The sequence below is a fragment of the Streptomyces sp. NRRL F-5122 genome (assembly GCF_001507435.1).
In the GTDB taxonomy this organism is placed as follows: Bacteria; Actinomycetota; Actinomycetes; order Streptomycetales; family Streptomycetaceae; genus Streptomyces; species Streptomyces lannensis.
The window spans coordinates 39,095-57,556 of sequence record NZ_LMWH01000217.1 but is presented as its reverse complement, the minus strand read 5'-3'; the positions used below and the strand labels follow the sequence as shown (position 1 = coordinate 57,556).

Below are 18,462 nucleotides of genomic sequence, written 5' to 3'. Positions count from 1 at the left end.
CCTTGCAGCCTTCAGAGCGGACGCGCACAACCGCCACGAGACGCTTGGACAGCACAGCCCGTTGCACCGAGCGGATGTCTCCCCCCTCGGCAGGTTCTTCCGGGGCTGGCACGACTACTCGGAAGGGGATGTCTGGACCGATCTCTGACTACGCGGATGACGCTCATCGGGGCAGGGGCCAGGCGTCGTGGACCACGAGTGTGCGCGGCCTGCCCGAACGCTGCGGGGCTGCCTGAGATTATGGCCCTGCCGGGTCAACGTGACTCGGCGCCGTTATGACCTGGCGGGTCAGTGACAGGGCCTTTGGCGTGGTGATCGCGGATGGTGTCCAAGACCTCGGGGAGCCGGCCGCGGGCCGCAGCCGAGCGCAGGTGGTCCAGGTAGTCGCGGGATTCGACGATCTTTCCGTCTCTGACACGCATGATGAAGACGCCTGGGATGGTGAAGGGTTCGCCTGTCTCCACCACAATGCCTTCGTACTGGAATTCAGCCACGATGACCTCGGGGTCGACGGTCTCGTGAACGTTGATCCGGGTCGGCCGGCGCCTCAGGGTCGGACCCTGGTGCGACTGCGGTCCGTCGCCGAAGTGGGCTCGCAGTGCCTCGTGGGAGAGAAGCGGCGCTGCCCCCAGCGGATGGAACGGGTGCGAGACGTCGGTCTGCTCGGCGTAGAGGTCCACCACGTCCGTCCATCGCTCTTCACAGACGCCGTGCACGAGTTTGAGGAAGACTTCGCGAGGAGTGTCGGTCACCAACTCACTTTAGTTCGGCCCGTTCTTGAAAGGCCGATACCTCGACGCCGGTTCTCAGCTGGAACGGGCGACGATCTGCTCGACGACGGACAAGCGTTGCCCGCACTCCGGGCAGGTCGCCTCACCGAAGGCATGAGTCAGGGCGTGCGCGACGTCCTCATGGCCGTCGGTCAGGGCAAGGTCGTAGAGGCGTCGGCCGAGACCTTCCAAGGCACGGGGATCGGCCGGATGGAGAGGCAAGGTCTCGACGTCGTCGTCGGAGAGGGCGTAGTCCTCCGCCGTGCTGAAGAAGCCCCGCTCTCCGAGAATCACCCACAGCGACGTGCATCCGTCGGGATCGGGGCACTCGAGCTCGTATTCCTCGCTGACGACGCCCCAGATCAGGTCCTCCGCCCAGTGGATGTCGCCCTCGAGGTTCAGGATCGCCTCGACCAGATGGCAGTAGTCGTTCCGATCGGCGGTGACCGGCCGCCACTGGTTTGCGGCGTCCAGTAGGCGTGTGACTTCCGGCGTGTACTGGTGGCGCAGGTTTCGGGTCTCGTACCGCTGGTCGGCTTGGATGAGGAGCGCGCCGGCCAGGTGGAGCGCAGAAGCTGCCACGTCGGCTTTGCCGGACTCCGCCATGTCGGCCAGCGTGGGCAGCACAAGTGGATGGGCGACATCCAGAGTGCCGTTGTGGTACAGCTCCGTCCAAAGGTCGCTCCAGGCCTGACTGTCCTGGCCCGTGGCAGCGCGTTCCAGCAGGGCCTTCAGACGGTCGGCATCGGCGTCGTCTGAACGGGGAACAGGGGAACTCGTCGTCATCAGCGGCATCCAAGCAGACTGTCGAAGGTCCCTCGTCGGCAGATCATGCCTGGTACTCGGTGAGATCGATGGCGTGAACGCGCAGCGGGTAGCCGTACACAGGGTGTGCCGCCTCCCGTTCGGGCACCATGCCGAGCTTGCGGCTGATGTTCTCGGAGGCGTTGTCACCCACCCGGTTGATACTGATGACCCGGTCCAGGCCACGGTCCTGGAGTGCGAACTCCAGCGTGGCGTGGGCGGCCTCGGACGCGTATCCCTGGCCCCAGAACTGTGAGCCGATCCGCCAGCTGATCGCCACGGCGGGCATCACCTCCGGCAGGAACTCGGGCACGGACAGTCCCGTGAAGCCGATCAGTTCGCCCGAGGCCAGCAGCTCGATGGCGAAGAGCCCGAAGCCCTCCTCGTCCCACTCCTCCTCCCACCGCTCGATGTCCTCGGCCGTTTGGTCCAGGTCGCGCACCGAGCCGTCGTCGATCCAGTGCATGACCCGTGGGTCCGCGTTGATGTCCGCCATCGGCGCGAGGTCGTCGTCGTGCCAGCTGCGGAGGAGGAGGCGGGGTGTGCGGATCTCGATCATGCGCCCATCCTGCCGAAGGCAAGGGCCTCATCGGTAATCCGGCACTCGTCGGCGCTGCCGTCGCGGAACCACTGGGCGTCAAGCCGCCCGCACCACACACCGTGACCGGTGGAACAGCGGACGGCCGGACGGACGACGTGCCACTTCGTACGACGACCGACGCTCAGCGCCAGCCGAGTTCGGGTGCCACGTGGGTGAGGATGCTCTCCAGTACGTGGGCGTTGTAGTCGACCCCGAGCTGGTTCGGGATGGTCAGCAGCAGGGTGTCCGCGGCCTGGATCGCCTCGTCGTCCCGCAGCAGCTTCACCAGTTCCTCCGGCTCCGCGGCGTAGGAGCGTCCGAAGATGGCCCGGGTCGTGTCGTCGATCATGCCGACCTGGTCCCGGGAGTTGCGGTCGCGGCCGAAGTAGGCACGGTCGAGGTCGTCGGTCAGGGCGAAGATGCTGCGGCTGACCGAAACCCGGGGCTCCCGGGTGTGGCCCGCCTTCTTGTACGCCTCGCGGTACGCCTCGATCTGCTTGCGCTGCTGGATGTGCAGCGGCTCGCCCGTCTCGTCGTCCTTCAGCGTCGAACTCTGCAGGTTCATCCCCAGCTCGGCGGCCCAGACCGCGGTCGCGTTGGACGCGGAGCCCCACCAGATCCGGTCGCGCAGGCCTTCGGAGTGCGGTTCGATCCGTAGTAGGCCGGGCAGGTTGGGGAACATGGGCCGCGGGTTGGGCTGGGCGAATCCCTCGCCGTCGAGGACCTTGAGGAATTCCTCGGTGTGGCGGCGGGCCATGTCGGCGGCCGTCTCGCCCGGTGCGGGGTTGTAGCCGAACAGGCGCCAACCGTCGATCACCTGTTCCGGTGAGCCGCGGCTGATGCCCAGTTGCAGTCGACCGGCCGCGATGAGGTCGGCGGCACCGGCGTCCTCGGCCATGTACAGCGGGTTCTCGTAGCGCATGTCGATCACGCCGGTCCCGATCTCGATCTTCGAGGTGCGCGCACCGATCGCCGCCAGCAGCGGGAACGGGCTGGCCGCCTGCCGGGCGAAGTGGTGCACCCGGAAGTAGGCGCCGTCCACGCCGAGCTCCTCGGCCGCGACCGCAAGGTCGATGGACTGGTGCAGGACGTCCGCAGCCGACCGGGCCTGAGAATGCGGGCTGGGCGACCAGTGGCCGAAGGAGAGGAATCCGATTTTCTTCACCTGGTGCCCAGCGTTCGAAGGCCGCATTTGATTCCCGCAGCCACGCGTGGCCTTGCGCCGGCGCCGCTCATTCCTCCAGGTCGGGAGCAGCGCGGGCGCGGACGTGGTCAGCACCTCGGTGCCGGCGAGCGCGTTTTCCTGCGGCATCAGGCGGGGGTGCTCGCCGGGGTGTGCGTCCTGGCCGGGGTGAGGAGCCCCCGTCGTGCTCCGGTGGAGCCGTCTCGTCACTGTGGACCGGGCGACTCCTCCCGGATCTCCTGCAGTGCCTCCTCGAACAGTCCTCGGGCCCGGGTGAACCAGTCCGTCAGCACTGCGATCTCGTCGGCCTCGTAGTCGGCGAAGAGGGCGGTCAGACGTTGGTACACGGGGCCGTACACCGCCAGGATGCGTTCCTGAGCTGTTTCCTCCATGATCACGACCACCCGTCGGCGGTCGCCCGGATCCGGGGCGCGGCGGATGTAGTCGGCCTTCTCCAGCCGGTTCAGTACACCCGTCACCGCCCCCGTCGTCAGCCGCGCCCGCTCCGCCAGGTCACCGGCGACCAAGGACTCGCCGGCCATGGAGGCCTCGATGAGAAAGCCCAGGCAGGTGAGGTCCGTGACGTTGAGGCCGAGTCGGCGCGCGATGTCCTGCTGGCCGAACTGCGCCGTCGCGATCATCCGGTCCATGGCGTAGAGCGCCTGGTCGCTCGTCGCGGCCGGACGTGCCTTGCGGTGCCCCACAAATTCCCCTTAGCATCTAAGTAGCTTAGCTCGTGAGGTAATCTAGCTCTGATGAGCGGCTCATGGCCACCATTCCCTCATCCTCACAGCTCTCAAGGAGCACGATCATGTCCATCCACGGGGACGACGCATACGACCTGGGGCACACGGCCGCCGGCTGGACCGGAGCGGCGGTGGCGGCACTGGGCTGCGGATTGTGCGCTCTCGGCGTGATCACGACATGGAAAGCGCTCGTATTCGCCGGCTCCGGCGTTCTCGTCCTGGCGCTCCTGATCGCCTGGGCACTCCACCTGGCCGGCTGGGGCAAGCCGAGCGGGCCGCGTCCGGTCGAGCAGTGGGACCGGCGTGCCCGGGACACGAGCGCGAGGGAGGGGCACCCCGACTGCCTGGGGTGCCGCCTGGCGGGACGGCAGGGCGCGCGGCGCACACACTCCACGGCTGCCGTGGAACCAGCCGAGTCCGACTTCCAGATCCCCGACTCGACCCTCGCCTGACCGCCGACTGCACCGGTCACGGCCCGCTCGAACCGGCCCACAGCCGAATCCGTCCTTGTTGCCCGCGATCCTCCTCCTGACAGGCCATCTCATTTGGCTCGTTCGATAGCCGCCGGGCGTGGAGGTCGTTGAGCGGCTGGTGCCGGACGAGTTGTGGGAGTTGTTCCAGCGGGTGGCGCCGGAGGCGCCGACCCGTCCGCAAGGAGGAGGTCGACGTCGGCGCGGAGACCGGGAAGTCCTGGCTGCGATCGTGTTCGTGGCCACCTCGGGCTGCACCTGGCAGCAACTGCCCTCTGCCTCGTTCGGGCCATCGGGGGCGACGGCTCACCGACGCTTCACGGAATGGTCGAAGGCCAGGGTGTGGGCGAGGCTCCACCGCCTGCCTCCATCTCAGAGGAGAGCTCTGACGGTACTCGGCCTATCAGGCGAATACCCTCGCAGGTGACCTGAGCTCGCGATACGCCAATATCAACCACCTACACACCCATCCTCGGCCTCGACATCCACCGTTACGCCCATCTCATGCCGAGTGCGGCGAGTTGGTCTGCGGTGAGCACGTCGCGTCTCGATTTGGTGTTCGAGACCCACACGCCAAGGGCTCCTGGTCGGCAACGCCTGGGGCCGGGACGACGTCCCGGCCCCAGGCGTTGCCGACTACTGCTGCTGGTCGCGGTGGGTCAGTGATGGCCGTGGCCGCCGTCACTACGACGGCGTTGGAGCGTGAACTTCTCGAAGACCGACAGCTCACCTGTGGGCGTGATGATGTTGTAGTAGGTGACGTGGATGCGGGTCATGTCACCGGGGCGACGGCCCGGGTCGACGGCGAACTCGGCGAAGCCGTACGGATGCTCCGCGTCGCGGACGCCGATCCAGACCGCCGTCTCCTGCTCCTTGACCGAGTTGAACTTGCCGACGTGCTCCGTCTGGACGTATGCCGAGTGATGCCCGTGACCGTCGGCGTCGTCGGTGGTGAAGCTGTTGTTGGTGATGCCGGACACGCCGCCACCGCCGAGGACCATGTGCGTGGTGCCATGCTCGCTCTCGATCACGTCGAGTGCGGTCTGACTCGGGTTGGGCGTGAGGGTGACGCTGCCGGAGACGACGCCACGCACCGCCAACGAGCGCTCGTAGTCGTGCTCGTGGCCACAGACCACCAGGTCGACGCCGTACTTGTCGAACAGCGGGCCGTACGCCGCGCGCAGCGCGAGATCGGCGCCGTTCGCGGCGGTCGCCGAGCTGATCATCACCTGGTGCATGCAGATGACGATCCAGTCGATGTCCTTCGAAGCCCGTGCCGACTTGAGCTCCTTCTCCAGCCAGGCGAGCTGCCGACCACCGGAGTAGCCGTTGATGTAGACGTCGCCGCCCTCCTGCAGGGCGATGTCGTCGTTCTGCAGGGTGATCACCTTCACCGAGCCGACGGTGAAGGAGTACCAGAGGTTGTCGAGTTCGGGCTGGGTCTCGGTCGAGGGCAGCTCGAAGTAGGTCTGGTACGCGTCGAGACCGAGCTTGCCGTTGCCCAGCTCGATCTCATGGTTGCCCGCGGCCGGCATCCACGGACGGAATCGCGCCGAGCGGCTGTTGTTGGCGAGGAAGTCGTGCCAGACGCGGATGCGGTCGGGCCCGGTGTTGGCGTAGCAGAGGTCACCGTTGAGGAGGTGGAACAGCGGGCCGACCTTCTCGATGCCGGTGACGATGTCGGCAGCGGCGGGCGTGGCGTTGGGCTCGAAGTCCCGGCCCGAGGCGTCGGCCGGGTTCGCTCCCGTCTTCCACGTCACGCTGGGCGCACCCTGGTCGCCGAAGCTGGTGAAGGTGAACGGAGCTCTGCCGGACGGCGCCGTGTGGAAGGTGCCGGCGTCGGGGGTGGCGCCGTCGTGCTGGGCCGCGTACAGGTAGTCGGTGTCGGCCTTGAGCTTGCTGATCAGCGCGTGATGGACCCAGACCGTCCGCCCGGAGGTGCCGTCCACATAGGTCTTCGTCGTCGCGTGCACTGTGGAGCCGAAGCCGCCACTCAGCGTGCCGTAAACGACCCGGGGGTTCTTGACGGCAGCGTCGGTGACCCACGAGACGACCATCTGGCTGCGTGGGTCGGCGCCGAAGGTCAGGTGCAGGCCCTGGACGGGGGTGGTGGCCGAGCCGGTGGTGAGACCGGTGACCTCCGACTTCGCCGGGACCGCCTCGGCGGTTCCGGCGCCGAGGACCAGTGGCCCGGCGGCGGCGCCGGACACTGTCGCGCCGAACAGGCCGAGCGCGTTGCGACGAGAGATTCTGGTTTGCTTGGGTTCTTCGGACATTCCAGGGGCCTTTCGCGTCGTCGGGTGCAGTCGCACACCGACCGGACAGCAGCGCTCCGAACCTGACAGCGGGCTGCGGCAGGTCAGCGGTGCGCGCACTCACGGACGCTAGGAAGCACGGTCGACCGGAGCGGTGAGACAGGTATGAACGCCAGATGTCGGTCACCGCAACGGACGGCAATTCCCGGCGGCCTGGCCCTGTCTTGGCTAATGCCTTGGAGCGGTTTGAGTGTTCGGGCGCGCTCCCGTCAATCGTGATGAAGTCGACGCCCCGAGGCCCGCGCGCCATCTCGTCGGCACAGGGTCTCCGCGACGGTTCGATGTCCCGGTGCGGGACGTCACGTCGGATGGCGCGTAAAGCTCAACCCGCGATCGCTGCGGCGGCATCGGTACGAAAGATCATGCGAGGCCGGGCGCGAGTGCCAGCAACTGTTGCGCAACCACGACCTGCAGTCCCTCTCCAGGCGCAGCTGGCCGCGCAAGCGAGGCATCCCGCACCGCATCGCCCGCAAGGCTCGAGTCCTACACCCGGCTCGGCCGGCACCGCTGGACGATCGAGCGCACGATGTCCCCGCTGGGCGGCTGCCGCCGTCTGCACCGCCGCTACGAACGCAAGGCCGAGCACTTCCTGGCCTTCGCCGCTATCGCCTGCAGCCTCATCTGCTACCGCAGACTCACCCAATGAGACGGCGTCTAGAGCGATCGATCAGGCGTGTGTGGCTACTCGAGCTTCTGCTGATCTGCGTCCTCTGGCGCGCCGTAGGCCACGCAGGACCGACGCCGGTTATTTACCCAACGTCGCTACAGCCTCCCGCAGCTGATACCAGTCAACTTGGACTCCGCGATCAATCGTTCCGCTGCGAGGGACCGAACGAACCCCGACGGCTGATCAATAGAGGCCCTCGGGTCCCCGCTCTCCGTTCTGTGATACCCCGGCACCGTCCGCCTCGTGAGCGGCCGAAGGACAGATCGACCACCGCGTCCTGGTGGGAGCTACGGCACAACTTCGTGTCCCTGCACCACGACCATGGCACGCCCCTTCCTAGTGCAGCTGCACCACCGTGAAGTGCCGCTCGACACCCGGGCTTTCGAGTTCGTCCAGTACGGCAACTGCCAAGTCCTCGGCACTGATGCGGGATTCCCCGTCCGGGCCGAGCAGCAAGGTGTCCGTGCCGCGCCGGTACCGGCCGGTGCGGGCGCCGGGTTCCAGCAGGGCCGGCGGGCTCAGGTAGACCCAGTCGGCACCTGAGTGGGCCCCGCAGGTCCGCAGCTGGGCGATTCCGACGGCGGCCACGTCGCGGTACTCGGCGGGCACGTACACGGGGTTGTCGGCGACCGGCAGATCCGGGGTGCCGGGGCTGCGCAGGGCGCCGGCGCCGCCGACCACGAGGACGCGGATCCCGAGCCGGGCCGCGGCGTCCAGCACCGTACGGGTGGCGGTGACCAGGAACTCCTCGTCGGCCGGGAAGGTCCGCACGGTCAGGACCACGGCGTCCGCTGCTGCACCGGCCAGTGACTCGCCCACCGCGGCCACGTCATTCACGTCCACCGCGACCGGCGTCACGCCCGGATCCTCACTCGCCGGCTTCCGGGACAACGCCAGCACCCGGTGCCCGCGCCGGCTCGCCTCGGTGACCACCCTGCAACCCACCATCCCGGTGGCCCCGAGCACGGCGACCGTCATGCGCTGCGTCATCGAACGTCTCTTCCTTCGTCGCGGTGTTCTTCCGTGTGGCCGGGCCGAGTTGCGCGGCCACCAACGCGGTCAGCGCCAGAGCGAAGCCCAGGGCCTGCGGCGGGCTCAGCGACTCGCCCTGCGCGACCCCGATGACCGTCGCGACCAGCGGAGACAGCAGTACCAGGGGTGCGGACGCGGCGACCGTCAGCCTGCCGATCCCGCGGAACCACAGCGCGTACGCGATCAGTCCGCCCATGCTCCCGAGCCACAGGTAGCCTCCGGCGGCGCCCGCGTCGATCCGTTGCGGCACCCCCTCGACGGCCAGGGTGAGGGGCAGCAACAGCAGGCCGCCGACGGTCAGTTGCCAGCCTGCCAGGGTCAGCGGTCCGACACCTGCGGGCCGGCCCCAGCGTTTGGTGAGGACGACCCCGCCGGCCATGGTGGTCGTATGGCCCAGGCCGGCGAGCACACCGACCGCGTCCAGTTGCGCCTGCGGTCCCAGGACGACCAGGCCCACTCCGAGCACACCCAGCACGCTCCAGGCCAGCCGCCACAGTGTGGGCCGGTCGTGGAGCACCGCGAGGCCGAGAGCGGCGACCAGCAGCGGCTGGGCAGCGCCCAGGGTGGCGGCGACACCCCCGGGGAGCCGTTCTGCGGCCACGAACAGCAGGGGCATGGCGCCGATGTTGAGGACGCCGAGAACCGCGGTCTTCCACCACCACTCACCACGCGGCAGCACTCGGGTGATGACCAGCGCGAGCAGCCCGGCGGGCAGGGCCCGCATCAGGCCCGCGAACAGCGGATGCCCGGGCGGGAGCAGCCGTGTGGTCACCACATAGGTGGTGCCCCAGGACGCGGGGGCGAGGGCGGTCAGCAGGACGGTCGTCGCCTGCGTCTTGTTCCGATGCATGAGGGGAGTCTCGGCCGGGCATACCGATGATTCCAAAGCATGGTTGTCATCACAGTCATGAATGAGCACGATGAGTGCGTGGACCTTCAGCAACTGCGCTACGTCGTCGCCGTCGCCGACACCCTCAACTTCACCCGTGCCGCGGAGCGCTGTCAGGTGGTGCAGTCGGCGCTGAGCCACCGGATCGCCGCGCTGGAGCGGGAGGTGGGGGTCCGGCTGTTCGCACGCTCGAGCCGCCGGGTCGAACTGACCGGCGCGGGCGCCGCGTTTCTCGTGGGCGCGCGCGAGTGCCTGGCCGCCGCCGACCGTGCGGTGGCCGACGCCGCGGCCGCGGCCGGTGTGGTGCGTGGGCGGCTCGCCGTCGGCGTGATCGTGACCACGGCCGCAGTCGACGTGCCGGAGGTGCTGCAGCGGTACCGCGCCCGGCATCCGGACGTCCGTGTCGTCCTCCGCTCCGGGCGCAGCGACGAGTTGGCGGCGGCGATCCGGGCCGGGGAGCTGGACATCGCTTTTCTCGGCCTGCCGGAAGGTGAACGGCCGGCCGGTCTGGAGACCGTCGTCCTCGATCACGACCGGCATGTGCTGGTGGTGTCGGCGGGGCACCGGCTGGCGGGTGCCTCCGGAGTCGCGCTGGCGGAGATCACCGACGAGACGTTCGTGGACTTCGTGGCCGGGACGCCCGCCCGCGCCCAGTCCGACCGGGCCTTCGCGACCGCCGGTCTGGTCCGCGACGTGGCGTACGAGGCGGGCATGGTCGAGCTGATCATCCGGCTGGTCGCGCGCGGACTCGGCGTCGCGTTGCTGCCGCAGGCGTTCATCCGACCGCTCGCCGAGGACGATCCCCGACTGGCCCCGATCCCGGTGGCCGATGGGCCGCGCCGCCTGGAGTACCTGGCCTGGAGCCGCTTCAACCCCAGCCCGGCGACCCGTGCGATGCTCGACGTCCTCGGCGTCAGGCCCTCGTCGCCAAGGTCCTAGTCGGCCGCTGCACACACTGTTCGTCCTGCGTCCCGGCGGCAAGCGTCCGGCCCTGCAGGGGAAGACCTCTGCTCACCGCCGAGAACCGCCCCGGGCGTTGCCCGAACCACCCCTGCGAACCCTTCGGTTGCGCCACCACGTCACCACCCACAGGACGTTCACCCCGCCCAGCGTGACCAGGACGGCCACCGAGTCCGCCCGGACCGCGAGACCGTGTCCCGGCCCGAGTCCCCTTACCGCGTGGGCCAGGAGAGTGAGGTCGGCGGGGAGGGTGACGGCGGCCATGAACGCCAGGCAGAGCACGGTGCCGATCACGAGGACGACGCTGTAGATACGGACGGCCCGGCGCTCGTGCCCGGGCAGCCGGCGGCTGGGATCACCGTCCCCGGTCCCGTCGGAAGGGAGTGCTCGGGTGACCCTTCGGACCACGTACCGCGCGTAGGTGCGTCCGTCGCTGTAGAGATTCCGGCAGCCGGTGAGGTCCTGCAGGACGAAGTAGAGGTCCGTGCGGGTGAACACCATGAGCTGGAAGGGCAGCGGCATCAGCGCCAGCAGCAGAGCGGCGGCAAGCAGTCGGTGAGCTGTCGTATCGGGGGCTGTCGCGGTGAGGAGCAGGACGACGGTCGAGGCGACCGACAGATTCAGGGCGATCCCGGCCAGGTAGGCAGTCAACCGGTGGGGTCGGGAGGCGAGTTCGATGCCGCTGATGTCGGTCTGCATCACAAGGAACTGAAGCCGCGTGCCCAGCCGGATGCGCCCCGGCACACCCGCCGCACGCGCGGTCGCCAAGTGCGCCAGCTCGTGGGCCAGCACGAGCGCCCACCCGGCTGCGGCCCCGCTCAGCAGCACCAGGCTTCCGTGCGGACTCCACAGCAAATCCCGGTAGTTCGGCAGTAGTTCGGGACGTCGGATAAGGACCACCACGGCGGCGGCAAGCAGCGTCACGACGGTGAGGGCGAGCGCCGGGTGCAGGGTGAAGCGGACGTGTCGCGGGCGGAGCCACGGCAGCGAAGGGCGCGGTGGCGCACTGTCCGCAAGCGCACGGTCCCCGATCCGCGCTACGAACCCCAGCGCGGCCAGGTCCCCGACGAAGTCCGCGATCTCGAAGTCCTCACCGGTCTCCTCGTGCAAGGTCCGTGCCGTACGGCCTACGCTCAGCCCCGCACCGAGCAGTTCGACGGCTCGCACCCCGACGTCCGGAAGCGCGACGAAGGTCTGAGTCGCCATCCGGCCGACGATCCACTCGTCCCGGTCCCGCCGCACCGCGAGGTCGTGCAACACCACGCGCGCCGACGGCTCGACGAGGGGAGCGTCGTCAGCCACCGCATCGCTCACGAGGGTTTCACGACAGGCGAGTCGGCACTGGACTTCGTACCGCATGCGGGGCAGTCGGGACGTGGATCCGAGCGTTGCATGATCGGATCACCGGGGACCATGAGGTTGAGGCCGAACCGGTAACCGGGGTCGGTTGGCGGGATGCCGCACAGCAGCGCGATGGCCGCGTGTGCCAGCAGGCCGCCCGACAGGCCCGCCGTCACGGCGTTGACCGGGTTCCAGGGCATACGGGGCGACGCCGCGTCCTCGTCCTGACCGGGTCCGAGTCGCAGATCCCGCCGCTCGGCCTCCGTGATGCGCAGGCACTCCCAGCACGCGCCCCGGCCCGGTGCGAAGACCCCGACGCTCACCAGCGGACCCCGGTAACCGGCCTCCGCCCACGGCATTCCGGCGTCCAGACAGACCTCATTGGCCCACCTGCGGATGACGGCGGGCCGGTCGGCGGCGAGCAGGAGCAGGTCGTACACGCCCCCGGACGGCATCCCGTCACCGTCCACCTCGCCCGACAGCAGCCCTGCCAGGTCCCTCGGCCCGCGCACTTCGCGACGCTCACCGGTGACCGTGACCGTCGAGTTGAGTCTGCGCAGCGCCCCAAGTGCGGCGTCGATCTTGGGCGTTCCGAGGTCGCGCTCGCCGTACAGGGTCTGCCGGTTGAGATTGGAGAGCTCGACGACGTCCGGGTCCACGCAGTGCAGTGCGCCGATGCCAGAGGCGACGAGGTCCCGGGCCGCGGCTCCGCCGGTGCCGCCGACGCCGATCAGCAGGACGCGGGCGCGACGCAGCCGAGCCTGCGGCTCCCAGGAGCTCTTCCTCGGCCGCAGGTCCATCCAGCGGAGCAGCGTCATTCCTCTGCTGTACCGCTCCCGTTCCGGCGCGGACAGCTCGGTCGGCGGCGCGGCGCCGGCGTCCTCCACGAACCCTGCCTCGGTCAGATCGGCCATCGCCTGGCGGATGTCCGCGACAGACACTTCCAACTCGGCGTTTAGTAACAAGACTTCGTCGACGATCTCCGATGGGTCCCGCGTGCCGTCCATCGCCTCGACCAGGGTCCATACCCACCCGTCGGGGTCCGTGACCTCGGAACCGATGCCGTAGACGACGCTTCCGATCCTGATGTGACCGTCCACCGTGCGGTAGGGCCGGTGCTCCGGCTTGATCCGGGGCCGTCGCATCACTCGCACCGTCATCTTCACGCCAATCTCGTCAACACCGGCTTCTTCAGAGGCAACAGCGATTGACAACGGTGACGGCTGGCGCGAACTCTGGCAAGAGCACGTCGACCCTGTGCGCCCATGCGGACCCGGCGCACACCGACCGGCCTCACGGAGGGACACGACATGGCGAAGAGCAAGATCGAGATCCGGCCGCTGGACAAGAAGGAGACCACCGGCGAGAGCGGCGGTAACGGCGGCTCCTGATCGGACACGCATTGAACGACCGTTATTTCACGGTCGCGGAAGTCACCGATTCGGCGCGGAAGTTGGTTTCGCGGTTCCCCGGAACCGCCCGACTGCGCCGGATCGGGACGTCCCGTGAGGGCCGCCCGCTTCTGATGCTGTCCGCCGGACACGGCCCTCACGACGCCCTGGTGGTCGCCGGACCGCACCCGGACGAGCGGGCGGCGGGCGGCACAGCCCTCGCGCTGGCGGAGTTGGCGGCACGAGGCGACCGGCAGTCCCCTGCAACCGATCCGTCCCTCGTCACCTGGAACATCGTCCTGTGCCTTGACCCGGACGGCGCCGCCCTCGCGGAGGCGGGAGCCGACGCCGGCCTTGTTCTCGGACGCGGCTTCGATCCCGTGTCCGTACCCGGCCTCGGAAACGGTGCCGAACCCGGATTCGGCCCAGGCCTCGGCCCGACCTCCGCCAAGAGGCCCGCCAGTCTTTCAAGTTACTACCGCACGGCCTACCGCCCCATGGCCGCCGAGCAACCCGAATGGGCCCCCGTCGCAGCCCACCCGATCCCGGAGACCCTCGCCCTCCTCCGCGTGATCGACGAACTGCGCCCGTTCGTCCAGTGTTCCCTGCACAGCACTGATGTGGGGGGAAGCTGGATCCAGTTGACCCGCGACCTCCCCGATCTGGCCGTACCCTTCCGCGAGTCCGCCGACGCGCTCGGCATCCCCCTCCAGCAGGGCACCTACGACGCGCTGTACTGGGAGAACCCCAGCCCCGCGATCTACGTCCTGCCCGCGGGGGACAGCGCGGCCCGCCTGGCGGCCGGGTCGGAGGACATCGCCCGCTCCACCTGGTGCGCACCCCAGCACTATGGCGGCGTCACCGCCATCATCGAAGTCCCCATATGGGCCACCCCCATGGTTGCGGACACCACCCCGGAACCGGAGGCCGTCCGCCTCCTGAGCGACCTGGCCGACCTGGTGCGCGACGGCGGCCGACAGGTCACCGCGGTCCTCGACAAGGCCCGCGGCTTCCTGCCCCCACCCGAGACCGACCCCCTCCGCCGCGTACTGGAGTGGATGGCCGCCGGTCTCTACGACCTGGTCGCCACCTCTTGGCAACCGCTGGCGCAGCAGGTCGCCGCCGCGAACACCCCCGAGGACCCCCGCCACCTGACAACGGCCCAGGTCACCGCATTGGACATCGTGGCCCGCCGCCAACCCCTGAGGGCAGCGGGCCTACTGCTGCGCCTGCTCGAAGCGTCGGCCAACACCGCCGTCCCTGCGCTCCACGACGAACTGAGCGACCTCTTCACCACCTGGAGCGCAGATTTCGAGACCGCCCTGCGCACACATCCCGTCCCCGTCGGCGCCCAGGTGGCCCATCAGACCCGTACGGCAGTGGCAGCGGCGGAGTGCGCGCTGAAGGCCCTCGGCCAAGGCTGAAGACCTCGGGACGGACAAGACTGAGAACACCCGGCCGAAGCGGCACCCGAACCACACCCTGCTGCTCGCAGGACGAGCAACCGACGATCGTCAAGGTCCGCTCGACACGGCGACGGTCTTCTACGGTGCCCCTTTTTCTGTCCGCTCATCCGGCTGGGCGCCGTCCGCGGCAATCGATGTGGAACTGGCCTGCTCGGATCGGGCGGCGCACCGGTACCGCGTGACCTCACGTTCCGTTGATATGGACCTGCCGCTGCGCGGATGGCAGCAGGCCGTCGGCCAGGACTCCGAGCCGTGCGACAGCGAACACATGGTGCTTGAGACTGCCGGTCAAAGGCCCGAGGAGTCGCAGGACGCGCTGCTCTGCCGCCTTGACCTGCCTTGACCGACCGCACGGACGCGCTCGGCACGTTGTGAGGGCGGGTTTCCATCTGGAAGTCCGCGTCGCGACGGGGAAGGACATGCCGTGCATTTGGTGGGCAAGGCCTTCCGCCATCGCAAACTGCGCCGTGAGCGCCTCGAACACTCACACCTAGCCTCGCGCTTTCACGAGGTGGGCTGTCCAGGAGTTGATCAGAAACACGGATGCAGCCCGCAACGTCCTGTTCGAGGGACGTCGTAACGTCGCCGTCGGACGGGTGGAGACGCCAAACGCCTGTGGAGCGCCGGTAAGACGGGCACACGTGCCCGCACAGCGCGGTGAAGCAGGAAGCCCCCGGAAGGGTTAGGCGACCCAGGCCGGAGTCCCTGGCGTTAAGGCCATGGAGCACGTCAAACTCGCCGGATGAACAACTACACGTGCACGCAGTGCGGCACCGCTGGTCTGGCGGAGGGTTTCATCGAGGACGCCGGTGAGCATTCGCGCGGGTACGCGCGCTGGATCGAGGGCGCGTTGGAACGGGGGTTCTTCGGCGGCGCCAAGCGGTTGGGTCGGCCCCGCCGGCAGATTGAGGCGTACCGCTGTCCCAAGTGTGGACACCTCGAACTGTTCGCCGCCGCCGAGGTGTAGCGGGCTCCCGGTGTCTCGCCCGCGTGCCCGTCCGCCTGGGCAGGCACACGGGCGTTGTCGCGTACCGCCCATTGCCACACGTGTAAGAGGCTGACGTGAGACGGCGTGCTGTCGAGCCCGATTCCGTTGCCTGCCTACGGCCTCACTCGTACACGCTGCTCGGCATGCACAACCGGGGCATAGTTCATAGGGTGCCAGTGCCCGGCTTGGACGGCAGGGCCTGGCAGCCCCGCGCTACCTCGCACGCCGCGCGGGACTGCCGCACCTTCTCGGGGACCATCCTGTAGCGGCGTACTTCCGGGGGTGCTATGGCCCTTCTGCGGCGTGGCCAGGGTGCGGCGCACTGATGACTGATGTCACCGTGGAGAACACCGCACGGGCCGTCCACGACCAGAGGATCCGCGGCTGACGCCAGCCGTCGTCAGCCGGATCGCGACTGATAGGTGAGGGCGTGAGCCCCGGCGGTGGTTCGGCACCGCGGATCTCAGAGGCACCGAGCGCTGGCGAGCGCAGTCAACCACCTTGGAGACCTCATGCGTCGAGGCCACCGTACACATGGGCCTTGAGGCACTGAGGTGCCTCAAGGCCAACGGCCTCGCCTCGGTAGAGGGCGATGAGCGAGTCCTTGCCGCGCCACCAGGTGTCGGTCACTGCCTTCACTTCGAGTACCGGCTCGTACCCGCGGAGCTCAAGGGACTGGACTGCCTTGCCGGTGATCTTCGTGACGGTCTTGGCACAGCGACCGGCATGGTCGGCGAGCGCCAAGGATTCCACCCATCCGTCCGTGCTGGCATGCAGGGGTGTCCAGCGATAGGCGTCGATTCCGAAGGCGCCCTCGGGACCGATCATGAATCCGTGGGCCATTGACACCCGGCAGGTCCCGGCCGGGAACGACCAGCCTTCTGCCGCCGAGCCCTCGGGACAGCCGGCGTCCAGGATGCGGGGGCCGCCCCAGCGGTCCTGGAAGTCCGCGGCCCGCTCGATTTCCGCAGCGGGGACCCCATGCCCGATTTAGGCGTCGCGGTGGCGCTGGACGTTCTGCTGAGGAACATGGATGCCGTTCACCTCGATGAACCTCTGCGCCCGGCGGCTCAGGCCAGTTGGCGCGACCGGGATCGGCGACGTGGAGATGTCGGCCCTCATAGCTGCTCGCTGCCGCTGGGGTGGAGCACGACCTCCGCGATCTCCCGCACGCGGTCCATGGTGATTCCCGTGCGCTGTTCGACGGCGAGAGGATGTTCGGTGGGCTCGAGCTCGACGTAGGGGCGCTCACCAACCGGGCGGGTGTGGACATGCGTCTTCAGGTTGAGGGTCGTGGTCGAGTAGACCTGCAGTTCGGTGGTGAGCCAGCCGAAATACGGCTTCTCAGCCTCGCGGCCCAGTCTGTCCCACAGATCTGCACTCGGGAGACGTTCTCACGGCTGAGAGAGACCCAGACGTCCCAGGAGAACACGTCGTCGGTGTCGATAACCGGTATCTCGATCAAGCCCTTGACGAAGTAGTGCTGTCCAAGGATCACGCACTGGTCCGACGAGAGCATGGAGTCGTCGGCGCCGGCGAAGGCCGGATCCCGGGCAAGGGGTACATCGACCCGGATTCCTACGAGGGCGAACTGCGATACCGCCTCGATCGGTGGGCACGGCAGTCCCTCGAGAACCGGACCGCGAGCAAGCGCTACAAGCTGCAAAAGCAGCGCGCTTTGGCGATGTACATCTTCCCCACCTTCGGCAACTGCGACATCCGGTCTGCCGAACACTTCAGCAAGGCAACCATCGGGGCCTGGGTCAACAAGATGCTGAGGACAAAGGTCAAGCGCGGAGCGAGGATCAATGACATGTCGCTGGAGACGCTGCGAGGGCGTAAACGGACTGTTGTCTTCGGTTCTCTAGGAGGCCGTTATCGCCGAGCCGCCGCTTCGGGACCGAAATCCCTGCGATCTGATCCGACTCCCGACGAACGACGACTGGGGCCCTTCCGCCATCGGGCGGGATCTATGCTGTGACCTGCGGCCACCGTCTCATCGTTGGTCCACACAACTCATGATGATCAACGGTGGCCGCACCCGTCTCCGTACAGGCCCACAGTCTTGCGTCAGCCAACCTTGAGCGCGTGCCCACCAAAGGATGGCCTTCTCGGAGCGCGCGAAGATCAGGCGTTCCACCACTCATCGGTTGCACTGCCGACTTCGTAGTGCCACCACCCATCCTCTTGTCCTTGGGTCAGGAGCGCCTTGATTCCGTGGAAGTCGCCACCGGCCGGTGCGTTGAAGGCCATCATCGGGAATTCTTCACTGAAGACCTCGCCACCGAGCCCGAATCTCGAAAGATGCTGATGAACTGCCTGGGGGCTACGTCCCAGCGGGCCGGAAGGCACAGGCACAACGCGAATCGTGCAGTTGCCGGAGGCGCTGACCCGCCCCACGGCCCAGTGAAGCCCCTCTGAGTCGGTCTGGAACCGCACAACGTCACCCTCAGCCACCCCATTCTGAAGAAAGGGGACGTTCTGTACGCGCGCCGTGTCAGCGCTGAGCCTCGTAGCCCATAGACCCTCGGTGTCCTGCGGGAACCACCCCTCGCGAGGAACGAACCGGAACCAGACCTTGATCTTCTCGACCGTGCTCTCCATGCCGGGCATCATGCGCCACCCGCCAAAGGCACGTCGCACCGGGCCTGAGCTGGGCGATCAATCTTCGCTGTCACGAGAGAGCCAGTAGACGAGCCTTGGATGGCAGGTGCTCAAGGTTCGCTGTCACCAGACGCCCATCAGCAAGATCGCGATCTACAGCTGGAGTGCTAAGAAGGTCCTCAGGTCAACTACAGCGTCCTCATACGAACGGCCAGCAGGCTTGCCACCAGTTGCCCACGCGATCAGGAGCAGTCAT

18 protein-coding genes and 3 pseudogenes are annotated in these 18,462 nt (G+C 68.2%); 8 read left to right on the top strand and 13 right to left on the bottom strand.

Going from position 1 to position 18,462, the window contains the following annotated elements; all coding sequences use genetic code 11:
* Nucleotides 1-254 precede the first annotated feature (254 nt).
* The 5 genes from ADL25_RS20660 to ADL25_RS20640 all read right to left on the bottom strand — a co-directional run bounded on the left by ADL25_RS20660 (nucleotide 255) and on the right by ADL25_RS20640 (nucleotide 3,987).
* Nucleotides 255-752: a nuclear transport factor 2 family protein gene (locus tag ADL25_RS20660; protein ID WP_059129287.1), complete on the bottom strand. Its 498-nt coding sequence runs from the start codon at nucleotides 750-752 to the stop codon at nucleotides 255-257.
* Nucleotides 753-806: 54 nt separating this feature from the next.
* Entirely contained in the window at nucleotides 807-1,556 is a 750-nt protein-coding gene (locus ADL25_RS20655; RefSeq protein ID WP_159044966.1) for a hypothetical protein, read from the bottom strand.
* Nucleotides 1,557-1,599: 43 nt separating this feature from the next.
* A complete protein-coding gene (locus tag ADL25_RS20650; protein WP_059129233.1) occupies nucleotides 1,600-2,133 on the bottom strand; it encodes a GNAT family N-acetyltransferase in 534 nt (177 codons plus the stop codon).
* A gap of 163 nt (nucleotides 2,134-2,296) precedes the next feature.
* Entirely contained in the window at nucleotides 2,297-3,319 is a 1,023-nt protein-coding gene (locus tag ADL25_RS20645) for an LLM class flavin-dependent oxidoreductase (RefSeq protein ID WP_059129286.1), read from the bottom strand.
* Nucleotides 3,320-3,543: 224 nt separating this feature from the next.
* Nucleotides 3,544-3,987, bottom strand: a complete 444-nt coding sequence (locus ADL25_RS20640) for a MarR family transcriptional regulator (protein WP_059129285.1) — start codon at nucleotides 3,985-3,987, stop codon at nucleotides 3,544-3,546.
* A gap of 161 nt (nucleotides 3,988-4,148) precedes the next feature.
* Here ADL25_RS20640 and ADL25_RS20635 point away from each other — a divergent pair, with 161 nt between their 5' ends.
* A complete protein-coding gene (locus ADL25_RS20635) occupies nucleotides 4,149-4,535 on the top strand; it encodes an HGxxPAAW family protein (RefSeq protein WP_059129232.1) in 387 nt (128 codons plus the stop codon).
* Between the two features lie 118 nt (nucleotides 4,536-4,653).
* Nucleotides 4,654-4,965: pseudogene (locus ADL25_RS46365) on the top strand (transposase); the annotation flags it as partial.
* Between the two features lie 247 nt (nucleotides 4,966-5,212).
* Here ADL25_RS46365 and ADL25_RS20630 read toward each other — a convergent pair.
* Nucleotides 5,213-6,829, bottom strand: coding sequence for a purple acid phosphatase family protein (locus ADL25_RS20630; protein ID WP_059129231.1), 1,617 nt, complete (start codon nucleotides 6,827-6,829; stop codon nucleotides 5,213-5,215).
* Between the two features lie 465 nt (nucleotides 6,830-7,294).
* Between ADL25_RS20630 and ADL25_RS48205 the strand changes: the two are divergent.
* A pseudogene (locus tag ADL25_RS48205) lies at nucleotides 7,295-7,514 on the top strand (transposase); the annotation flags it as partial.
* A 357-nt stretch (nucleotides 7,515-7,871) separates the two neighbouring features.
* Here the strand turns inward: ADL25_RS48205 and ADL25_RS20620 are convergent.
* Together ADL25_RS20620 and ADL25_RS20615 are read right to left on the bottom strand one after the other, a co-directional pair.
* Complete coding sequence (locus tag ADL25_RS20620) at nucleotides 7,872-8,513, bottom strand: NAD(P)-dependent oxidoreductase (protein WP_059129230.1); 642 nt, start codon at nucleotides 8,511-8,513, stop codon at nucleotides 7,872-7,874.
* A complete protein-coding gene (locus ADL25_RS20615) occupies nucleotides 8,404-9,417 on the bottom strand; it encodes an EamA family transporter (protein WP_079050492.1) in 1,014 nt (337 codons plus the stop codon). The genes ADL25_RS20620 and ADL25_RS20615 overlap by 110 nt, the downstream gene beginning before the upstream one ends.
* 78 nt (nucleotides 9,418-9,495) lie before the next feature.
* Between ADL25_RS20615 and ADL25_RS20610 the strand changes: the two genes are divergently transcribed.
* On the top strand, nucleotides 9,496-10,395 hold the full coding sequence (locus ADL25_RS20610; protein ID WP_059129284.1) for a LysR family transcriptional regulator: 900 nt from the start codon (nucleotides 9,496-9,498) through the stop codon (nucleotides 10,393-10,395).
* 72 nt (nucleotides 10,396-10,467) lie between these two features.
* Here ADL25_RS20610 and ADL25_RS20605 read toward each other — a convergent pair whose 3' ends face one another.
* Together ADL25_RS20605 and ADL25_RS20600 are read right to left on the bottom strand one after the other, a co-directional pair.
* Nucleotides 10,468-11,730, bottom strand: a complete 1,263-nt coding sequence (locus ADL25_RS20605; RefSeq protein ID WP_059129229.1) for a hypothetical protein — start codon at nucleotides 11,728-11,730, stop codon at nucleotides 10,468-10,470.
* Entirely contained in the window at nucleotides 11,727-12,902 is a 1,176-nt protein-coding gene (locus tag ADL25_RS20600) for a HesA/MoeB/ThiF family protein (protein WP_234380982.1), read from the bottom strand. Before ADL25_RS20600 ends, ADL25_RS20605 begins: the two co-directional genes overlap by 4 nt.
* A gap of 120 nt (nucleotides 12,903-13,022) precedes the next feature.
* Between ADL25_RS20600 and ADL25_RS51575 the strand changes: the two genes are divergently transcribed.
* The 3 genes from ADL25_RS51575 (at nucleotide 13,023) to ADL25_RS20590 (ending at nucleotide 15,581) form a co-directional block, all read left to right on the top strand.
* Nucleotides 13,023-13,148: a hypothetical protein gene (locus tag ADL25_RS51575; RefSeq protein WP_267889265.1), complete on the top strand. Its 126-nt coding sequence runs from the start codon at nucleotides 13,023-13,025 to the stop codon at nucleotides 13,146-13,148.
* Between the two features lie 11 nt (nucleotides 13,149-13,159).
* Nucleotides 13,160-14,572 carry a M14 family zinc carboxypeptidase gene (locus ADL25_RS20595; protein WP_059129228.1) on the top strand — a complete coding sequence of 471 codons (1,413 nt, stop codon included), beginning with the start codon at nucleotides 13,160-13,162 and terminating at the stop codon, nucleotides 14,570-14,572.
* Between the two features lie 784 nt (nucleotides 14,573-15,356).
* Entirely contained in the window at nucleotides 15,357-15,581 is a 225-nt protein-coding gene (locus ADL25_RS20590) for a hypothetical protein (RefSeq protein WP_059129227.1), read from the top strand.
* Nucleotides 15,582-16,112: 531 nt separating this feature from the next.
* Here the strand turns inward: ADL25_RS20590 and ADL25_RS50665 are convergent.
* Both ADL25_RS50665 and ADL25_RS46360 read right to left on the bottom strand, forming a co-directional pair.
* Nucleotides 16,113-16,592, bottom strand: a complete 480-nt coding sequence (locus ADL25_RS50665; protein WP_416070692.1) for a hypothetical protein — start codon at nucleotides 16,590-16,592, stop codon at nucleotides 16,113-16,115.
* A gap of 128 nt (nucleotides 16,593-16,720) precedes the next feature.
* A pseudogene (locus ADL25_RS46360) lies at nucleotides 16,721-17,178 on the bottom strand (DUF2199 domain-containing protein).
* Here ADL25_RS46360 and ADL25_RS49815 point away from each other — a divergent pair.
* Nucleotides 17,083-17,583 carry a hypothetical protein gene (locus ADL25_RS49815; protein ID WP_199839189.1) on the top strand — a complete coding sequence of 167 codons (501 nt, stop codon included), beginning with the start codon at nucleotides 17,083-17,085 and terminating at the stop codon, nucleotides 17,581-17,583. The pseudogene ADL25_RS46360 and the gene ADL25_RS49815 overlap by 96 nt on opposite strands.
* A 146-nt stretch (nucleotides 17,584-17,729) precedes the next feature.
* Here the strand turns inward: ADL25_RS49815 and ADL25_RS20575 are convergent, their stop codons facing one another.
* Complete coding sequence (locus tag ADL25_RS20575; RefSeq protein ID WP_234380980.1) at nucleotides 17,730-18,206, bottom strand: DUF4265 domain-containing protein; 477 nt, start codon at nucleotides 18,204-18,206, stop codon at nucleotides 17,730-17,732.
* Nucleotides 18,207-18,462 lie beyond the last annotated feature (256 nt).